Source organism: Bacteroidales bacterium (genome assembly GCA_021648725.1).
GTDB lineage: Bacteria > Bacteroidota > Bacteroidia > Bacteroidales > JAADGE01 > JAADGE01.
Window position 1 is genome coordinate 1 of sequence record JAKISF010000022.1, and the last position, 18,586, is coordinate 18,586.

16 protein-coding genes are annotated in these 18,586 nt (G+C 33.2%); 10 read left to right on the top strand and 6 right to left on the bottom strand.

What is annotated here, in order from left to right; translation table 11 throughout:
- Nucleotides 1-1,469 (bottom strand): DUF4139 domain-containing protein (locus L3J35_09055; protein MCF6366337.1); only part of this gene is annotated, 1,469 nt, incomplete at its 3' end.
- Nucleotides 1,470-1,600: 131 nt separating this feature from the next.
- Here L3J35_09055 and recO point away from each other — a divergent pair.
- A complete protein-coding gene (gene recO, locus L3J35_09060; GenBank protein MCF6366338.1) occupies nt 1,601-2,323 on the top strand; it encodes a DNA repair protein RecO in 723 nt (240 codons plus the stop codon).
- 4 nt (nt 2,324-2,327) lie between these two features.
- Here the strand turns inward: recO and L3J35_09065 are convergent, their stop codons facing one another.
- The 5 genes from L3J35_09065 to L3J35_09085 all read right to left on the bottom strand — a co-directional run bounded on the left by L3J35_09065 (nt 2,328) and on the right by L3J35_09085 (nt 8,875).
- A complete protein-coding gene (locus L3J35_09065) occupies nt 2,328-4,022 on the bottom strand; it encodes a Na/Pi cotransporter family protein (protein ID MCF6366339.1) in 1,695 nt (564 codons plus the stop codon).
- Between the two features lie 181 nt (nt 4,023-4,203).
- Entirely contained in the window at nt 4,204-5,541 is a 1,338-nt protein-coding gene (gene hemG, locus L3J35_09070) for a protoporphyrinogen oxidase (protein MCF6366340.1), read from the bottom strand.
- Nucleotides 5,542-5,706: 165 nt separating this feature from the next.
- Nucleotides 5,707-6,978, bottom strand: a complete 1,272-nt coding sequence (locus L3J35_09075) for a HAMP domain-containing histidine kinase (GenBank protein ID MCF6366341.1) — start codon at nt 6,976-6,978, stop codon at nt 5,707-5,709.
- On the bottom strand, nt 6,975-7,655 hold the full coding sequence (locus L3J35_09080) for a response regulator transcription factor (protein ID MCF6366342.1): 681 nt from the start codon (nt 7,653-7,655) through the stop codon (nt 6,975-6,977). The genes L3J35_09075 and L3J35_09080 overlap by 4 nt, the downstream gene beginning before the upstream one ends.
- 53 nt (nt 7,656-7,708) lie before the next feature.
- Nucleotides 7,709-8,875: a DUF819 family protein gene (locus L3J35_09085; GenBank protein ID MCF6366343.1), complete on the bottom strand. Its 1,167-nt coding sequence runs from the start codon at nt 8,873-8,875 to the stop codon at nt 7,709-7,711.
- 340 nt (nt 8,876-9,215) lie between these two features.
- Between L3J35_09085 and hemA the strand changes: the two genes are divergently transcribed.
- The 9 genes from hemA (at nt 9,216) to hemH (ending at nt 18,496) form a co-directional block, all read left to right on the top strand.
- The gene (gene hemA, locus L3J35_09090; GenBank protein ID MCF6366344.1) at nt 9,216-10,469 is read left to right on the top strand and encodes a glutamyl-tRNA reductase; all 1,254 of its coding nucleotides are present in this window, start codon (nt 9,216-9,218) and stop codon (nt 10,467-10,469) included.
- Nucleotides 10,470-10,514: 45 nt separating this feature from the next.
- On the top strand, nt 10,515-11,453 hold the full coding sequence (hemC, locus tag L3J35_09095; GenBank protein ID MCF6366345.1) for a hydroxymethylbilane synthase: 939 nt from the start codon (nt 10,515-10,517) through the stop codon (nt 11,451-11,453).
- A 1-nt stretch (nt 11,454) separates the two neighbouring features.
- On the top strand, nt 11,455-12,258 hold the full coding sequence (locus tag L3J35_09100) for a uroporphyrinogen-III synthase (GenBank protein ID MCF6366346.1): 804 nt from the start codon (nt 11,455-11,457) through the stop codon (nt 12,256-12,258).
- Between the two features lie 3 nt (nt 12,259-12,261).
- Nucleotides 12,262-13,230, top strand: coding sequence for a porphobilinogen synthase (hemB, locus tag L3J35_09105; protein ID MCF6366347.1), 969 nt, complete (start codon nt 12,262-12,264; stop codon nt 13,228-13,230).
- Nucleotides 13,231-13,241: 11 nt separating this feature from the next.
- Nucleotides 13,242-14,531 (top strand): glutamate-1-semialdehyde 2,1-aminomutase, encoded by a 1,290-nt coding sequence (hemL, locus tag L3J35_09110; protein ID MCF6366348.1) that lies wholly within the window; start codon nt 13,242-13,244, stop codon nt 14,529-14,531.
- A gap of 10 nt (nt 14,532-14,541) precedes the next feature.
- Nucleotides 14,542-15,573 (top strand): uroporphyrinogen decarboxylase, encoded by a 1,032-nt coding sequence (hemE, locus tag L3J35_09115; protein ID MCF6366349.1) that lies wholly within the window; start codon nt 14,542-14,544, stop codon nt 15,571-15,573.
- Between the two features lies 1 nt (nt 15,574).
- A complete protein-coding gene (hemN, locus tag L3J35_09120; GenBank protein ID MCF6366350.1) occupies nt 15,575-16,945 on the top strand; it encodes an oxygen-independent coproporphyrinogen III oxidase in 1,371 nt (456 codons plus the stop codon).
- A gap of 76 nt (nt 16,946-17,021) precedes the next feature.
- Nucleotides 17,022-17,465: a hypothetical protein gene (locus tag L3J35_09125; protein ID MCF6366351.1), complete on the top strand. Its 444-nt coding sequence runs from the start codon at nt 17,022-17,024 to the stop codon at nt 17,463-17,465.
- An 11-nt stretch (nt 17,466-17,476) separates the two neighbouring features.
- Entirely contained in the window at nt 17,477-18,496 is a 1,020-nt protein-coding gene (gene hemH / locus L3J35_09130) for a ferrochelatase (protein MCF6366352.1), read from the top strand.
- Nucleotides 18,497-18,586 lie beyond the last annotated feature (90 nt).

Sequence of the window (18,586 nt, forward strand, 5' to 3'; positions counted from 1 at the left end):
TGATCGTAAATTTCTTTTGTTATATCACTTTTTCTGTTGTTTTTGGCAATCAGCTGATATGCCATTGTTTCCTTTCTTTTTGTTCCGACAAATTGCGTACTGCTGAAATTCTTTAACTTTGTCCTTGTAACTAGCACTTTCCCGTCTCTTCCGAGAGATAAGTCAAGTGTATCTTTTACGTTTCTGGTGTTAATAAATGACTGCCCGAGATATGTTCCCGAATAATATACATTTGCAGGACCGTCAATTAAGTTTAATTCTTCCCAGCCCGTTATTTGTGCTAACAAAAATACATCTTTATCCAGTTTTGTTACAGCAAAGTGCCGGTAGTTTGCCGGTAGTTTATGTTCACTTATATCTACTAAATATGGCTTGTCATCAGATGGAATCGTATATGTCTTTTTTATATCAAATTCTGCACTTAATTCCGGAACAGAAGTTTCGGAAAATTCGCCCGAAATAATAACAGTTTGAATTTCGTCATCAAAACCACCTCCGAATTCTTTTCTTTTTTCTTCTAACACCGGTATATTATTTTGAATAATTGAGTTTTGTACATACCCTTCGCCTTTACTTATTACCCTGTTGTAGTTATTATATGTTTGGTATCTTAAGTACCACGGATTAAGTGTCGGTTTTGTAACACTTCGATTCGGGTCGGCGGTAGAAAGTTTTATTTTGAGATTTTCCCAGTTTATGTCAGTATTATTATAAACTTTTGCTCTGTATTCTAAGCTTACCGGTTTGTCTGTATCAACGGCTTTTATATCATATGAAGGGGACCAGCCTGCACCGGTTACTAAATATTTTAATTCTATGTTTGTAGTAACAGAAGCATCAACTGAAACTAAAATTGCTATTTCCGAACGAGAATATGTTGAATTTACATTTAATTCGTTCAGCTGATTTTGAATTCGTTGGTGAGCTTTATTTAGTTTTGTCTTCTTTCTGTTTAGTTTTGTAATTTTTGTGTTTATTTCTGTAATTCGAGCTCTGTAAAAATCAGATGCTTGTTTTAATTCTGTAATGCTTACACCTTTATCTTTTCCTCCGATTGATGTGTTTGCCAATAACATACTTTTCTCAACTGTAAAAGCCCCGGTTTTATCCGCAATATCTTGAATTTGGTAATTTACAAGCCTAAGAGAATCTTTTAATCTTTTAATTTGCGGTAATTTTTCTTCTTTTGCCAAATAGTCAATTTTGCTTGTTATTCCGAGAAGGTCAACATTTTCATTTGTTGTTACTCTTATACTTTTTTGATTAATTTTTGAAGAAATCCCCGTAAATATTAATTTCGTTTTTCCTTTTTGCAAGAATATGCTTTTTTTCCTGATTATTTCGGCTCCGGATAAATAAATTGTGGCAGAGCTTATTGTTGTCTTGATTTTTTTCTCTGTAATATTTTGGGCTTTTGTTCCCGCAAGAATCAGAAGAATTAAACAGATAGTTGTGATAAGCTTTTTCATAGTATAAAAAATTTAAGAAATAAGTTAAAACACTAAGATACAACGAACATCTTAATTTCACAAAATATTCGTTGTATTTTATTTTATTCCGGTGTTCATAATTGATATATTTGTTTCCGTAAATTCAAAATATGATTGTTTCAACAAAAGGAATTATTTTGCACAGGCTTAAATTTTCTGATTCTAAGATTATTGCAAAAATATATACAGAAAAGTTCGGCTTACAATCATATCTGATTTTTGGTTCAGACTCTAAAAAAGGGAAACAGGTAAAATCTTTGCTTCAACCTTTCTTTTTAGTTGATATTCAAGTTTATCATAACGAAAAAAAAACTTTGCAAAAAATAAAGGAGATTTCTAATAGTTTTCCTTTTATTTCAATTCCTTTCGAAATACAAAAAAGTACAGTCTCATTGTTTATTTCCGAACTAATAATGAGGGTTTTAAAGGAAAATGAACCGGATAATGATTTATTTAATTTTTTTATAACCGCAATTAAGGCTTTTGATTCTCAAGCCGGAGGGTTTCAAAATTTTCATGTTTTTTTTCTTGCCGAATTTTGTAAATACTTAGGAATTAAACCCGAAAACAATTACTCAACTGAAAAATCAACATTTGATTTAGATGCAGGGCGATTTATTACCGGCAGACCTAACCACAAATATTATGTTAATCAAAAGTTGAGCCGATTGTTAGGTGAAGTTCTGAAAATAAGACCGGGGAAAGCGGAAACACTAATAATTTCAAATGAAGAGCGAAAACATCTTTTAGATCTTCTTATTGACTATTATAAAATACACTTAGGGGAGCCCACGCAAATGAAAACACTTTCAGTGCTAAAGCAAATATTTTAATCTTTTATAGATCCTTGTGTATGCGAACATTTTTTACCGATTCCGAAATGTTTATGATATAATCTCCGAGTTTTTCAGAGGTTGAAAATAATTCGTTGTAAATTACTCCGGCTTTATATTTATATTTTTTACTCTTTACGTTTAAAATATGCTCCTCTCTTAATCGGTTTCTGTATTTGTTAATTAAATTTTCAATTTCTTTTGCTTTATCAATATTTGTATTTGAGAATTCAGAATTTAAAGTGTTGTTCATTTCATAATAAGCACTGTCCACAAGATCAAACATTTTATTGATATTTTCAGTAATATCATCAGGAAATACAATTTTTCCGTCTTTTTTTCTGCGAATTGCTTTTGCTAAATTATAGCACGAATCTCCGACACTTTCAATGTCATCAATAACTTCAAACATTGCCTTTATTCTTCTTGACCCTGAAACACTTAGTTCGGATTCCGAGACCTTTGCTAAATATTCTGCAATTTCAACTTCCATTCTGTCACTGATTTCTTCATATTTTAAAATTTTAGCATAAAGCTTTTCAAACTTTTTCTCTTTTACTGTTGAAAACAATTCTTTAACATAGCCGAACATTTTGGTCACACGTTCAGCATATACAAAAATTTCTTCTCTTGCTTGTAATATGGAAAGTTCCGGAGTTGCTAACATTCCTGTGTTAATGTGTTTCAGTCTGAACTCTTCGTCATCTTCTTTATCCTTAACCATTTTTGTTACAAGCTTAACAATAAGCGGAATAAACCAAACCATAATTAAAACATTCAGTATATTAAATACTGTGTGAAAAATTGAAAGAGCAATGGGTATTGATGCTTTTTCTGCAAGAGGAGAGCCGGCTCCGTCAAACACCATAAACAAATCAATAAATTTAATAAACGGATAAAAAACAATTAAAATCCAAATAACACCGAATGAATTAAAAATCAGATGGGCTCTTGCTGCACGCTTTGCAGATGTATTTGCAACTATTGCAGCCATATTTGCCGTGATAGTTGTCCCTATATTTTCACCGAGAACCATTGCCGCAGCCATTTCAAAAGTAATTGTTCCGTTGGCTGCCAAAACAAGCGTTAATGCCATTGTCGCACTTGAAGATTGAATAACAACCGTTAACAAGGTTCCTATTAATAAAAAGAATAATAATGAAATGAAACCTAAGCCTGCCCCACTACCCAAAAAACCTAAACTTTCAACACTAATATCCGGTACATTTTCTTTCAAGAAACCAAGCCCGATAAAAAGTAAAGCAAAACCGATTATTAATTCTCCGATGTTTTTCCGTTTTGTTCTTTTTGAGAACAATAAAGGAAAGCCCACTCCTATTATCGGGATTGCTATTTTAGCCATACTAACTTTAAATCCGAGAATAGAAATAAGCCATGCTGTGATTGTTGTGCCGATATTAGCACCCATAATTACACCGATGGATTCTGTTAAAGAAATTAACCCGGCATTAACAAAACTGACAACCATAACTGTTGTTGCAGAGGATGATTGAATAATTGCGGTTATCAGAACGCCGGTAAATATGCCTTTTACCCTGTTTGATGTCATTGCGGCAAGAATATTTCTCAATTTTTCTCCTGCAGCTTTTTGGAGAGATTCGCTCATTAACTTCATTCCGAAAAGAAATATTCCGAGAGAACCGAGAAGTGTTAATGTTTCAACAATTCCGAATTTCATTGTTTTTTATTTTTTTATAATTCGGCTCAAAAATATAATATTCAACTTAATAATTCTATTTTAAATATAATATCTTTAAAACCATTGTTTTCTTATAATGTTTACAATTTGACTGAGGGTTGTTAGGCTTGGAGAAGTCATGCCTGACACCCGGGAGACTTAGATTTGCAAAAATAAAGACTTATTGAATAACTCTTTTCGAAATTTCAAAAGACTGTTTTATCCTGTCAGCAATACCGACACCGCCGACAACGCTTCCGCCGACAAGCAAACCGGGAAATTTTTTTTCAATATTATGAATTGCTTCGATTCGTTTTCCCGAACTTTCTCCATATTGAGCAATAGCTTGCTCGTAATAAGACAATTTAAAGAGGTCGGGGTTAAAAGTCTCTAAACCCAACATTTCCTGAATATCTTTTGCAATAACTTCTTTTAACTCTGTTTCTTTTAACAGAGCAAGATCTTCTCTTCTTGTTCCTCCGACAAATACTGTTAAAAGAGCTCCGAGTTCCGGGGCTCTGCCGGAAAATAGTGTAGATAAATAAAGGACTCCTAAAATGTTTTTCTTTTCTTTCATAGGAACCAAGCCTCCGAAAGCCTTTAAGTTTCCCCCTGTCCAGTTCTTAAACCCGATGGACGCTCCTACGACTTTTGCATACTTTAAGTTTAATATATTCTCTAAATCATTATCAGAGATAAAAGGGAGTATTGTTTTTATGTTTGGTGCATTTACCGTACTTATAACATCTGTGAAGATTTCATTTTTTAAAAAAAATCTGCCGTCTCTGTAATCAAATTTAACATCTGTGCACTTTGTTTTAATATTTTCTTTACCTATATTTTTGACAAGGGCATTTATCAGTTCTTTTAGCCCCCCTTTAAATGAAAATATTTGTTTGCTGATTTTTTTCTCATCCTCAGTTTTTGTTTCCTTCTTTTTTTTAATTGCCCCTTTTATGAAACTTCCGTATGTTTGTTCCAAGTTGTATAACTTTGGCAAAGCATATTTTGTAACTAAATATTCCGGGTCTCCGGCATAAATTCCGGAAATAAAGGGGTCAATTGCATACGTTAAAAAACTTTTACCTAAACGTCTTTTTACTAAGCTTGCCAAACTTTCATTTTGATTAGTCCCCTTTTTTCTAAACGGCTCTGCTAAAACACGAATTTTGTCATTAAAGGTAAACAAGGGCGTTTTTATTGCAGAAATCATACCCCCCGGAATTGCGTGCCACTTGTTTCCTTTCCAAATTAACCTCTTTTTTGATGTTTGGTCAGCAATTTCCAACTCGCAATCTTTTTTTAGTTCTTCAAATAAATTCACAACTTCAATATTTGAAATAACTCCGCTGTTTGGACCTCTTTCAAATAAAAATCCATTTTCCTCATCTGTTCTGATAACACCTCCGATATGATTTGTTCTCTCAAAAATCGTAAAATCCAAACCTTTCTTTTTAAGGTAATGTGCGGTTACCAATCCTGTGATTCCGGCCCCTATTACAGCAATTTTTTTATCCATTTCTTATTCTTATCAATATTAATCTGTATGTAAAATCTTTAAACTCCTAAGTTTTAGTTTTGCGAAATTAAGAAATTATTGTACTATTCATTATAGGTATGTTCAAAAACAGAAACTTTCCGTCAGCCATCCGGGATGTGGAAATCTTGTACAGAGTTAATTCGGTTATTTGTCTATAACAGAGGAGAGGTCAATGGTAAAGGAATGTAGTCTGTTTGCATAGCCATACCGGACAATCATATTATAATAATCACAAATCTTTTTTACAATTTCTAATCCCAGCCCGCTGCTTGTTAAGCTGTCAGGTCTTTTCACAAAACGTTTAAATATTTCCTCCGGGGGTATTTCCAGTGGTTTCCCGGAATTGTAAACACCTATTAAGTTATTTTTCAACAAAACCTTTATCTCTCCGCCCTTTTCTCCATGTAATACTGCATTTTTCAGTAAGTTTGAAACTAACACATCAAGTAATAATGGATTCATATTTACATTTATATCGGACATCTCTGCACTTAATTTAAAATTGCCGGTTTTAAAAAGTATATCAAAATTGTTTATATATTTTTCTGTAATGTTCTTAACATTGATTAATGAGCTTAGCTCAAATTGATTGTTCTCAATTTTAGATATGATTAACAGCGATTGATTTAATTTTGACAACCGCTCAGAAGTGTCTAATATGGAGTGTGTTAACATGATGTCGCTTTCGGAAATATTATCCGATTGCAACAATAACTCGGCTTTGCTTTTAATAATTGCCAACGGGGTTTGTATTTCATGAGAGGTATTTTCTGTCAGCTCTTTTAGGTTGGTAAAATCTTTTTGTATTCTTCCGACCATTTGCTTAAGAACTGAATTTAATTTATTAAACTCATCAATTTCAGACTCTTCAAGTAATAATTTTTTTCTGCTGTTAATATTATATTGATGTGCTCTTTTTAGATTTTCAAAGAAATTTGACCATACATTTACAAATATGAATCGATTAAGAGTATATATTGCAAACAAAAAGCTCAGAACCAAAAAAATAGAGGCGATTGTAATACGCTCAATTAATTTATTTGATGAAAGCAAGGACTTATATATTGTTACTTTGTGTGTTTCGTTTTGTGAAGAATGGTAGAACCGAAGAAATTTATACGGAGTATACTTTTTTTGAATGTCATTATATAAGACAGTATCACTAACAACCGGCTCAATATTCTTGTGTTTATTGACTTCTTGGATTGAAATTTCTTTGCTAAAACGTATTGTTTCACTATTTATGCCATTATCATTTACTTCATTAATTATCTTATGCATTTGAAAAAACAAATCATTTGTAACATGATTATTAATCATATGCTTTAAGACATAGAAAAATACAATATTTCCTGTCAAGAAAATAAAAATGCTGACGGTAATGATTAAAAGACTGGTTTTTGATAATAATCTCATTCTACAAGAAATTTATATCCGACACCATACACTGTTTTAATATAGTCTTTACATTTTGCATCAAGTAACTTCTTTCTTAGATTTTTAACGTGAAGATAAACAAAGTCTAAAGAATTCATTACATCTACATACTCGCCTATTAAATGTTCTGCTATTGATGATTTTGATAAAACTTGGTTTTTATTTGTCATTAAATAGTATAACAAATCAAATTCGCTCTTCGTCAGACTAACCTTATTATTTAAAACTTTTACTTCTCTAAACGGAAGATTAAGAGATATTTCATTAATAATGAGTTCGTTTTCGCCATCTACCTTAAGACGTCTCATTAAGGAGTGTATTCTTGCATTTAGTTCTGATAGGTGGAATGGTTTAACCAAATAATCATCTGCTCCTAAATTTAATCCGTTAATTTTGTCTTCCAATGAATCTTTTGCAGATATTACAACAATTCCTGCCTTACATTTGTCGGATTTAACTTGGCTGATAATATCTAACCCGCTACCATCCGGCAAACCAATGTCAACAATAATACAATCATATTCATATAAACTACATAAATCTATTGCTTTGTGATAATTATTTGCAATATCACAATTAAATTTCTTGTTTTTTATAAGATAATCAGCAATTGATTGTGCCAACTCTCTTTCATCCTCTACTAATAACACTTTCATAAAAAGAACATATAAACTATTTAATTTATTCAAACATAATTAAACTTGATTACCTAAACAATTAATACTGCAATGGAAACACCTATAAAAGTACCTATGATATAGCCTAAAATTCCGACTAAAATAGCAGGAGTAATCAATTTCTTTTGTCCCATAGATGCAGCCATCGGTGCAGCAACTGACGGCCCCATAATATTTGCAGCGGAAGAAATCACGACCTCATATACATCAAGTTTGAATAATTTCGCCAGTGCCGTCATAAATACAAAATGGAATAGTAAAATAACTGTATAAAATAATAATACTGACGGACCTATATGAAATATTTCCTTTAAATTAGTTGATGCTCCAATTACAGCCAAAAACATATACATAATCCACAAACCAATTGAAAAAGAGGTGTTTGACAAGGCTTTAAAGCTTCTTGGAAAAATATTGGACACGGCAACAGAAAAGATTGTAATCAACAAAATACTTAGATTAAGCTCTGTATTTATAAGCCCCTCAATAAGTGGCGCCACCAAGCCCCCGAGTCCGGCAATTAGTGAAGCAATGAAAACCGAAACTGCAATTCGTTCTATGCTTATAGGGTAATTATCCTTTTTGTCCTCCTTAACAGCAACTTTGTTTTCTTTCTTTTTCTTCATAAAAAATCGTGACAAAAAAGCTAAAGAAGGTACTAAAAAAAGAAACAATGTAAACAAATTTGAAATTAAATTATCCACAGCAATGGTTGCGGTAAATAATGGATTCGTACTGAAATTTAAAATTTCGGCTGATGCAATAAAATTAACACTGCCCCCAATTAAAGTAGCAGCAATAACGCCTGCGGTATCTCCGGATTCTGGCCCGAGGTCAATCAAACTAAAAGCTAAGATACTCCCTAAAACAACTCCTATTGCTCCTAATATGTAGGCAATTAATAACTTCCCGCTTTCCTTGATGATTTTTACAATATTTGAGCTAAAAAGCAAAAGAGGGATAGCAATCGGTATAAAATAGTCAAACACCATGTCATAAACATCAACTTTCACAATAGGGTTTGATGCAACAGGAACAAAACCAATCATTGAAAGAATCGACATAGAAATCATCGTTACCAATATTCCCGAAAGTTTCCCAAACCATTTCTTATGTTCAGAGTATATTCCGAAAGCTGCCGCTCCGGCTACAATAAAAAACAAAACTAAATGATTTGAAGGTAATATTATTGATTCCATCCTTTCCTTTTAAGATTTTGAATTGCCAAAAGTAATAGGAATTAGTATTAATACCAAATCGTTGGTTTTTAAAGCATATTTAACGGTAAGTAGTCTGCTCTGCAACAATAATGTTTGTGTTTAGAAACATTAACGATTAATATATCAACGCACATGACAGCCCCTGGCAACACACACAACAAGCTTATTGTCTGCTCATTACGCGGATAGAAAATCTGAACAGTCGGTTTTTCAAATATGTAAAAGTCCGAAAATCTCTTATTTATAATTAGAATGATTATAAATAAAAGATTTCCTACAAGATTGAACTCTATTTTTGTACCATAATTAAATTAAAGATATGATAGGTTTAATCGGAATAAATTACAAATCATCTACTTTGGATATCAGAGAAAAATTTTCACTGGACGAGAGTGCAATAAAAAATTTCGGTTTATACATTAAAAACAAACAGGGTCTTTCCGGTTTAATAGTTCTTTCAACATGCAACCGTTCAGAATACTATTTCCGCATGCAAGATTGTTGCGATTCCGGTGCTTTTAGCTTTATGTTAAAATCCCTGAAAGAATTTTGTAATGTTACTGAAAATGTTCGTGATTATTTTTATTTCAAATCCGGCGAAAACGCTTATAAGCACCTTTTTCATGTTATATCAGGAGCAAATTCAATGATAATAGGAGAAGACCAAATTGTAGGACAAGTAAAACAAGCACTTAAAATAAGTATTGATAATAATCTGTCCGACACAGAACTAACACGCCTTTTTACAAAATCTTTTGAAGTAAGTAAAAAAATCAGAACTCAAACAAAAATCAACAAAGGTGCATTTTCTGTGTCATATGCAGGTGTTGAAAAATGCATATCGGTTTTCAATAACATTGTTGATTGCAACGTTTTGCTGATAGGAGCGGGCGAAACAGGTGCATTAACTTTAAAATCGTTATTAAAGAAAGGGTGTAAAAACATTGTTATTACTAACCGCACAGAAGAAAGGGCTGTTCGCCTAGCAAATAAATACAAAGTTAAGTCAGTACCTTTTTCATCTCTTGTTTCTGAATTAGAAAACAGCGACATTATAATAGTATCTACAGCATCACAAAAAGCTTTAATTACTAAAGAAATTGCAGAAAACACAATTGCAAAAACAAAAAAGAAAAAACAATTATACATCGACCTCTCTGTTCCTAGAAATGTTGAACACTCCGTTTCATCAACAGAAAATATTATTGTTTTTGATGTCGATGATTTACAAGAAGTTGTTAATGCAAACCAAGAAAAAAGAATAAAATTGATTAGCGAAATCGACAATTTGGTTAATACTTATGTTGATGAATATTGTGATTGGTTATCAACCCGCAACCTAAGTTCCGTAATCTCAAAAATTAAAACCAATTTCAGCTTAATAAACCAAAAAGAATTATCCGGATTTAAAAAGAATAATAAATCTGCCGAAACAAACTTGCTTGATAATTACGGGTCTTTCATTGCAGAAAAATACTCCAGACACTTCATTAAGAACCTAAGAGAAGTTACCCAAAACGGCAGAAAAACGGAATACATTAAAGTGTTGAGTGAGCTCTTTGAAATAAACTAAACTTTCTGTTATTTTATAAAATACTGATCTTATATTATTAAATTTATGGGGAAACAAAAAATCAGAATCGGTACTCGCGGAAGTCAACTTGCCCTTTATCAGGCAGAAGAAGTAAAAAAGACAATCGAAGAAAAATTTGCCGATAAGAAAGTTGAGATAACAATCATCCACTCTAAAGGAGATAAAATTTTGGATGTTGCTTTATCCAAAATAGGAGATAAAGGTCTGTTTACAAAAGAACTGGAAGAGGCATTGTTTAGAAATGAAATTGATATTGCTGTTCACAGTTTAAAAGATCTGCCCACAACCTTACCAGAAGGATTAAAAATCGGAGGTGTTTTAAAACGAGGAGAAGTTAGAGATGCGATTGTAAGTGTTAAAAATATAAAGTTGAACGATATTACTGAAGACATGACTATCGCAACTTCAAGTTTGCGCAGAGTTGCACAGTTGCTGAGAATAAACCCCAAATTTAAAATTATTGACATAAGAGGAAATGTAAATACTCGCCTAAGAAAAATGGAGGAGGGTTACTGTGATGTTATGTTAATGGCAGCAACTGGTTTACAACGCTTAAACTTAGACAGGTACATTTCGGAAGTCGTTGATTATAACACGATTATTCCTCCCGTTTCTCAGGGTGCAATAGCAATAGAAACTCGAATTGAAGACAAAGGTGTTGATGAAGTAATCAATGCAGTAAATCATAAATTAACATATGAAATTACTAATGCAGAAAGAATATTTTTACGAAAACTTGAAGGCGGATGCCAAATTCCGATTGCATGTTGTTCTGAAATAAAAGAAGAGACCCTTGCTATGACCGGCTATATGTCATATATAGACGGAACCGATGTTATAGAACATAAAATTGAAGGCAAATTATCAGATGCAGACAAAACAGCAAACCAATTAGCAGATTATTTCATTACAAAGGGGTCTGCATCATTACTCGAAAGAATTCGAAAACAAAACAAGAAATAGAATGTCAGCCTTAAACGGAAAAATTATAATATCTACATGTACAGAAGATAAGGCGCAAAAGCTTAGCAAGCTGCTAAACCCAAAAGGAGCAAGTGTATATAATTTCCCGATGATTGAAATAAAAGAAGCTGAGAACAATTTTTTACAGATAAAAGAAACTCTCAACAATATCGAATCATATAATTGGGTAATCTTTACAAGCAGTAATGGTGTCAAATACTTTTTTTATTGGTTGAAGAAATTTAATATCCCTTTAATTTTTAATAATACTCGATTTGCAGTTATCGGAAAATCCACCGCAAATTCTTTAAAATCATTCGGGATTAATCCGAATTATATCTCTCACAGCAAAAACTCAAAAGAATTTGCAAAGGAATTAGTTGAAATTACAAACAGCAGCACTAAACAAATTTTAATTCCGACAGGGAACTTAGCCTCAGATAACCTTAAAAACATTTTGTGCAAAACCCGTAAGTGCCATTATTTAACAGTATATAACACACACGAAACCAAGCAACAGTGGGATACCCTAATATCTGTTATTGAGAAAGACAGCTATGATATAATTCTCTTTTTTAGCCCGTCCGCAGTAAGAGGAATGATAAATAAATTACCGAACAATATTAACATAAGTAATTTAAAATGTGTTGCCATGGGCAGCACAACAGAAAGGTCATTGTCACAAAAAAAAATTAAGTCGCTCTTCATACCGTCCATACCCAATATTGAAACAATGGTAAGAGAACTGGAAGAGTATTATGAAATAAGTCAATTAAAAAATATTAATATAAATAAAACTAAATAAATTATGAACTTCCCGATAACACGATTAAGAAGATTACGACAAAATGAAACATTAAGAAATATGGTTGAAGAAACCATATTAAGACCGTCAGATTTAGTTATGCCTTTATTTGTTTGCCCCGGTTCCGGAATAAAAAACCCGATTAAATCAATGCCCGGCAATTTTCAGCTTTCTGTAGATATGATGGTTGAAAACTGTAAAGAACTATACGGAAGAGGCGTAAAATCAATTTTGCTTTTTGGAATCCCGGAAGAAAAAGATGAGTGCGGGCTTGTTGCAACAAACGATGATGCTATTGTTCAACGAGCTATAATTGCAATAAAAAAAGAACTCCCCGAGATGTTCATAATTGCAGATATTTGCAACTGCGAATATACAACACATGGTCATTGCGGAACTATTGTAGATGGAGATGTACACAATGATTTAACCTTAGAAACGCTCTCTAAACAGGCGGTTTCATTTGCAAGAGTAGGAGCAAATATGGTAGCACCAAGCGATATGATGGATGGCAGAGTTGGTCATATGAGAGCAGAACTCGATAAAAACGGGTTTTATAAAATGCCGATTATGTCTTATTCCGCAAAATATGCCTCTGCTTTTTACGGACCGTTTAGAGATGCGGCGGATAGTGCTCCTCAATTTGGAAATCGAGCCACATATCAAATGAGTCCGTCAAATTCCGATGAGGCTCTCAGAGAAATAGAACAAGACATTGTAGAGGGAGCTGATATTGTAATGGTTAAGCCTGCATTAAGCTACTTAGATGTTATTCGCAGAACTAAAGACACATTTAATATGCCTATCGCAGCATACAACGTAAGCGGTGAGTTTTCTATGGTAAAAGCTGCTGCTGCAAATGGGTGGATAGACGAAGAGAGAATAGTTAAGGAGATTCTGACATCAATAAAAAGAGCCGGTGCCGATATCATACTATCTTACCACACACAAGAAATTATTGATAAATTATAAAATAAAATAAAATGCAATTTAGTAAATCGATAAAGGAATTTAAAAATGCAAATAATTATATTCCGGGAGGCGTGAACTCTCCGGTAAGAGCATTTAAAAGCGTAAATGCCGACCCTGTATATATCAGTCACGGAAAGGGTTCAAAAATTTATGATATAGACGGAAATGAATATATTGACTATGTGTCATCGTGGGGCCCGTTAATACTAGGGCATGCTTTCCCGAAAGTTGTTAATGCAATAAAAGAAGCTGCAGAAAAAGGAACTAGTTACGGAGCACCGACAATTATTGAGAGTAAAGTTGCTGAGTTGATAACACAAATGGTTCCGTCCGTTGATATTGTAAGGATGGTTAATTCCGGGACTGAGGCAACTATGAGTGCATTACGTTTAGCTCGAGGTTACACAAAAAGAGAAAAAATAATAAAATTTGAAGGAAACTACCACGGTCATGCTGACAGCTTTCTTATAAAAGCCGGCTCCGGAGCTATTACACTTGGTTTGCCGGACAGCCCCGGTGTTACAAAGGGAACGGCAAAAGACACATTATTAGCAAAATACAATGACTTAGCATCTGTAGAAAACTTATTTAAACAAAATGACAAAGAAATTGCCGCAGTTATTGTAGAGCCTGTTGCCGGTAATATGGGCGTAGTTCCTCCAAGCAAATCTTTCTTAAAGGGGTTAAGAGACATAACAGAAAAGCACGGGGCATTATTAATCTTTGACGAAGTTATTACAGGATTCAGATTAGCAAAAGGCGGAGCACAGGAATATTATAATGTAATGCCGGACCTTACAACACTCGGAAAAATTATCGGAGGAGGGTTGCCGGTAGGTGCATACGGCGGGAAAAAAGAAATCATGAAAAACTTAGCTCCGGAAGGGTCTGTTTACCAAGCAGGAACATTATCAGGAAATCCGTTAGCAATGCATGCCGGTTATGCAATGCTTAATGAACTTAATACAATCCCGAACATTTACCCTGAATTAGAACGTAAAGCAAAAATATTAGCTTCCGGAATCGAAAACAATTTAAAAGAAACAGGAGTTAACGGTTTGGTAAATCGTGTCGGCTCAATGATGACATTATTCTTTACAAATGAAGATAAAGTAAATTCGTTTGATTCTGCTGTGAAATCAAATACAAAACAATATTCACATTATTTTCGTTTGGCATTAGAAACCGGAATTTATTTAGCGCCTTCACAGTTTGAGTGTGCTTTTGTTTCATACGCTCAAACAGATGAAGAGATCAACAGAACAATTGAGGCAAACCTTAATGCTTTAAAACAACTATAAACATTAAAAAATGAATTCAATATTTACAGATACAATAAACGGAAAACCTCACAACAGGCCCCCGGTATGGTTCATGCGTCAAGCCGGCAGGGTTTTACCGTCATACTTGTCCCTAAAAGAAAAGTACTCTTTTCGAGAAATGATGCATGACCCGAATTTGGCAGCAGAAGTTACTTTACTCCCTGTTCATGATTTAGGAGTAGATGCTGCCATCCTGTTTTCGGATATACTTGTAATTCCCGATGCAATGGGTATGGGTTTGGAATTTACGGATGCCGGACCGATTTTTGAAAATCCGCTGAAAGATGTAAGTTCGCCTTTCTCAAAATTAAACCCTGACCCCGAAAAACTGAATTATATATATGATGCAATTGATGCAATCATCAATAAACGTCCCAAAAACATTCCTTTAATCGGATTTTGCGGCGGTCCGCTTACGGTTCTTGTATATATGATTCAAGGGTTAAGTACTAATCATTCTTTTCCTGATGCAATAAACTTCTTTTATAAAAATAAAAAAGAAACAAAAAAAATTATTGCTGCCGTAACAGAGCTGTCTGTTGAATACTTAAACAAACAAGCCGATCACAAAATTGATGTTTTTCAATTATTTGAAACTCATGCCGGCTTAGTTCCGGTAGATTTATATGAAGAATTGTTCATGCCTTCGGTTAAAAAAATAGCAAATGCTGCAAAAAAGAAGAATTTACCGTTTATTTTCTTTCCGAAAGGTTTAAGCACCGGTTTAAATTTGTTGACACCGGAGCACTGTGATTTTGTGGGTATTGACTGGCAAATAGGAATAAATGAAGCTCGAAAGCTGGTACATCCCGAAATTGGAATTCAAGGAAATTTAGATCCGAGATTACTTTATGCCGAACAAGAAGTTATTGAAGAAACGCTTAAGAGGTATATTGATTTCGGCAGTGAAAATAAAGACTGGATTTTTAACTTAGGACACGGGTTTATACCCGGCATTCCTTATGAAAATGCTAAATTTCTAACTAACTGGGTCAAAAACACCAACTGGAAAAGAAACTAAAATGATAAAAGATTTATTAATAAAATATAATCAGCCGGGGCCAAGATATACCAGTTATCCTCCGGCTAATTTTTTCACACAAGAATTCACAGAAAACGATTACAAAAGGGCGTTAAAAAATTCTAATGGCGAAAAACCGGAAAGCATTTCTTTATACTTTCATGTTCCGTTTTGCTCGAAAATGTGTCATTTTTGTGGTTGTAACACAGAATTGCTGGACAATAAAAGCGTGTTAGAAAAGTATTTTGACGCTTTGGTGAAAGAAATTGATACAATCGGTCAAACACTGTCAAAAAGCAGAAGCGTTACTCAGATTCATTGGGGCGGCGGCACACCAAATTCTGTGGCATTTCGCTTTATTGAAAAAGTAATGAAAAAAACAAATGTCCATTTTTCTGTTTCAGAAAATGCTGAGATTGCTATGGAGTGCAGCCCTTCAAACTTAAGCAAAGATTATATAAACAAATTAAGAGGTATTGGGTTTAACAGAATAAGTCTTGGGGTTCAGGATTTTAACGAAGATGTTCTTAATGCTGTAAATAGGGCATTACCAAAGTATCCGATTGAAGAAATTGTATCCGATATAAGAGGTGCCGGTTTTGAGGGAATTAATATTGATTTGATATATGGTTTGCCGCTTCAAACAAAGGAAAGTTTTTTAAACACAATTAAGCAAACTGTTAAAATTAAACCGGACAGAATTGTTACTTTTTCGTATGCCCATGTTCCTTGGGTTAAATCTGCACAAAAAAAACTTGAAGTATTTGGCTTGCCTAAACCGGAAGAAAAACTGGATATGCTTTTAACCGGCTATAAAGAACTGCTTGACTCCGGTTATGAAGCTATTGGGATGGACCATTTTGCATTACCCGGCGATGAACTGGCTGTCGCAAAGAGACAAAAACTTCTTCATCGGAATTTTCAAGGATATTGCACAAAAGAAACAACAGGTCAGGTGTATGCTTTCGGTTCTACCGGGATAAGCCAAATGCAGGGTGCTTATTCACAAAACACAAAAAGCACATTGCAATATATCAAACTTGTCAGTGAAAGCGGTTTTGCTGTGGAACGAGGATATACATTGTCAAAAGAGGAAAAAATTATCAAGGAAATGATTAATGAGATTATGTGCAACGGAGTTCTTGATTTTAATGAATTTGCAAAAGAACAGAATACGTCTGCCGACACGATTAAAAAAATATGCAACTTTGATGAAAAGAAACTTTCTAAGTTTATTAGTGACGGGTTAATGAGCTATTCAAATAATAAATTAATAGTTACTGAGACAGGAATGATGGTTGTGAGAAATATAGCAATGTCTTTTGACCCGAATTTAACTAAAAATTTGAATATGTACTCAAAAACTATTTAATTTGATAATTATTCTGAAATCTTGATTACTTACAAATTTCAAATCATAATTGCATTCAAATTAAATATCCAATATAATGGAAGAAATTTATCCGTATTTTATTAAGTTTCATGTAGTTTTCAGTATTATATTTCTATTAGTTGCTGTCGGAATTTCAGGACATTCTCTTTTTGGATGGTTATATAAAAAACAATATGGATCTTTTGAAAAGAAACTTAGATATACATTTTTGATTTTCTTATATTTTGATTTGATTTTAGGAATAATATTATATTTTTTTCTTCAAAAACCTAATGAAATCATTACGGCAGAACAAGCAATGAAATACTCATCTTTAAGGTTTTGGGCTATACAACACTTTTCAAATATGGTTTTTGTAGTAATATTAAGTCAAATCGGAAGCATTTTTATTAAAAAAACTGCAAAACCTAATAAAAAGTTTAAATATTCCTTTCTTTATTTTGGAGTAGCAACATTAATAATTCTTGTATCTGTAGGGCTCTTTGCTTTACGTAAATAACACTCCCGAAAATGTCAAATTTAAAACCTACACGAGCAGTTTTACTTATTAACATAGGTTCGCCAAACTCTTATAAAACCAAAGATGTCAGGCGGTATTTGAGAGAATTTCTAAATGATAAGAGGGTAATAAATATTCATCCCTTACTTCGTTTCATTCTTGTAAACGGAATAATTGTTCCGTTCAGAGCTAAAAAGTCAGCCGGAAAATATAAAGAAATATGGTCAAACAATGGCTCTCCGCTTATATTTAACAGCATTGAACTGTCTGTAAAACTTCAGGCAGCATTTAAAGATAATGCAGATATATATATGGCTATGAGATACGGCAACCCGGGAATAAAAAAAGTGTTGGCAGAAATTAAAAGAAAGCAGTATTCTGAATTAATAGTTTTTCCCATGTATCCTCAATATGCCTCCTCTACTTCCGGCTCTTCAATTGAAAAGGTATTCGACAAAGTTAAGTTCTGGGAGAATATTCCAAATATAAAGATCATTCATGAGTTTTGGAGAAACCCCATATATATAAATACTTTAGCAGACAAAATTAAAAACTCTGATTTAGATCATTTTGACCATCTAATAATTAGTTTTCACGGGCTTCCTTTAAGTCATGTATATAAAACCCATGAAAACAAAACTTGCAATGATTTGAATTGTCTTAATGAGATGAATAACAATAACAAATATTGCTATCAGTCTGCTTGTTACAGAACCGCTGAGCTATTGGCAAAAAAGATTAACATCTCAAAATCAGATTATTCCGTAGGTTTTCAAAGCAGGCTGTCTAAAAACTGGCTAACTCCTTTTACTGAAGAATTGTTGATTGACCTTGCAAAGAAAAATAAAAAAAAGATATTAGTCGTTTGTCCTTCTTTTGTTGCAGACTGTTTAGAAACGCTTCACGAAATTCAGATTGAATACTCCGAGCTATTTAAAGCAAGCGGAGGAGAAACCCTAAAGCTTGTTTCTTCTTTAAACAGTGATGATCCTTGGGTTGAAAACTTAAGAAATATAATTTTGCCTTTTTGATATGAATATAATTTTCCCGGGTTACTAAAACCCCTTTTTCACAAAATTAACTGCTTTTTTCTTTTAAACTACCCTCAAAGGTTAACGAAG

What these genes read in the sequence shown, in the direction of transcription:
- L3J35_09080 (MCF6366342.1), bottom strand. Translation starts at nt 7,655, where the DNA reads ATGAAAGTGTTATTAGTAGAGGATGAAAGAGAGTTGGCACAATCAATT.
- hemC (MCF6366345.1), top strand. Translation starts at nt 10,515, where the DNA reads ATGGGGAAACAAAAAATCAGAATCGGTACTCGCGGAAGTCAACTTGCC.
- hemA (MCF6366344.1), top strand. Translation starts at nt 9,216, where the DNA reads ATGATAGGTTTAATCGGAATAAATTACAAATCATCTACTTTGGATATC.
- hemN (MCF6366350.1), top strand. Translation starts at nt 15,575, where the DNA reads ATGATAAAAGATTTATTAATAAAATATAATCAGCCGGGGCCAAGATAT.
- L3J35_09085 (MCF6366343.1), bottom strand. Translation starts at nt 8,875, where the DNA reads ATGGAATCAATAATATTACCTTCAAATCATTTAGTTTTGTTTTTTATT.
- recO (MCF6366338.1), top strand. Translation starts at nt 1,601, where the DNA reads ATGATTGTTTCAACAAAAGGAATTATTTTGCACAGGCTTAAATTTTCT.
- L3J35_09125 (MCF6366351.1), top strand. Translation starts at nt 17,022, where the DNA reads ATGGAAGAAATTTATCCGTATTTTATTAAGTTTCATGTAGTTTTCAGT.
- hemH (MCF6366352.1), top strand. Translation starts at nt 17,477, where the DNA reads ATGTCAAATTTAAAACCTACACGAGCAGTTTTACTTATTAACATAGGT.
- hemG (MCF6366340.1), bottom strand. Translation starts at nt 5,541, where the DNA reads ATGGATAAAAAAATTGCTGTAATAGGGGCCGGAATCACAGGATTGGTA.
- hemL (MCF6366348.1), top strand. Translation starts at nt 13,242, where the DNA reads ATGCAATTTAGTAAATCGATAAAGGAATTTAAAAATGCAAATAATTAT.
- L3J35_09065 (MCF6366339.1), bottom strand. Translation starts at nt 4,022, where the DNA reads ATGAAATTCGGAATTGTTGAAACATTAACACTTCTCGGTTCTCTCGGA.
- hemB (MCF6366347.1), top strand. Translation starts at nt 12,262, where the DNA reads ATGAACTTCCCGATAACACGATTAAGAAGATTACGACAAAATGAAACA.
- hemE (MCF6366349.1), top strand. Translation starts at nt 14,542, where the DNA reads ATGAATTCAATATTTACAGATACAATAAACGGAAAACCTCACAACAGG.
- L3J35_09075 (MCF6366341.1), bottom strand. Translation starts at nt 6,978, where the DNA reads ATGAGATTATTATCAAAAACCAGTCTTTTAATCATTACCGTCAGCATT.
- L3J35_09100 (MCF6366346.1), top strand. Translation starts at nt 11,455, where the DNA reads ATGTCAGCCTTAAACGGAAAAATTATAATATCTACATGTACAGAAGAT.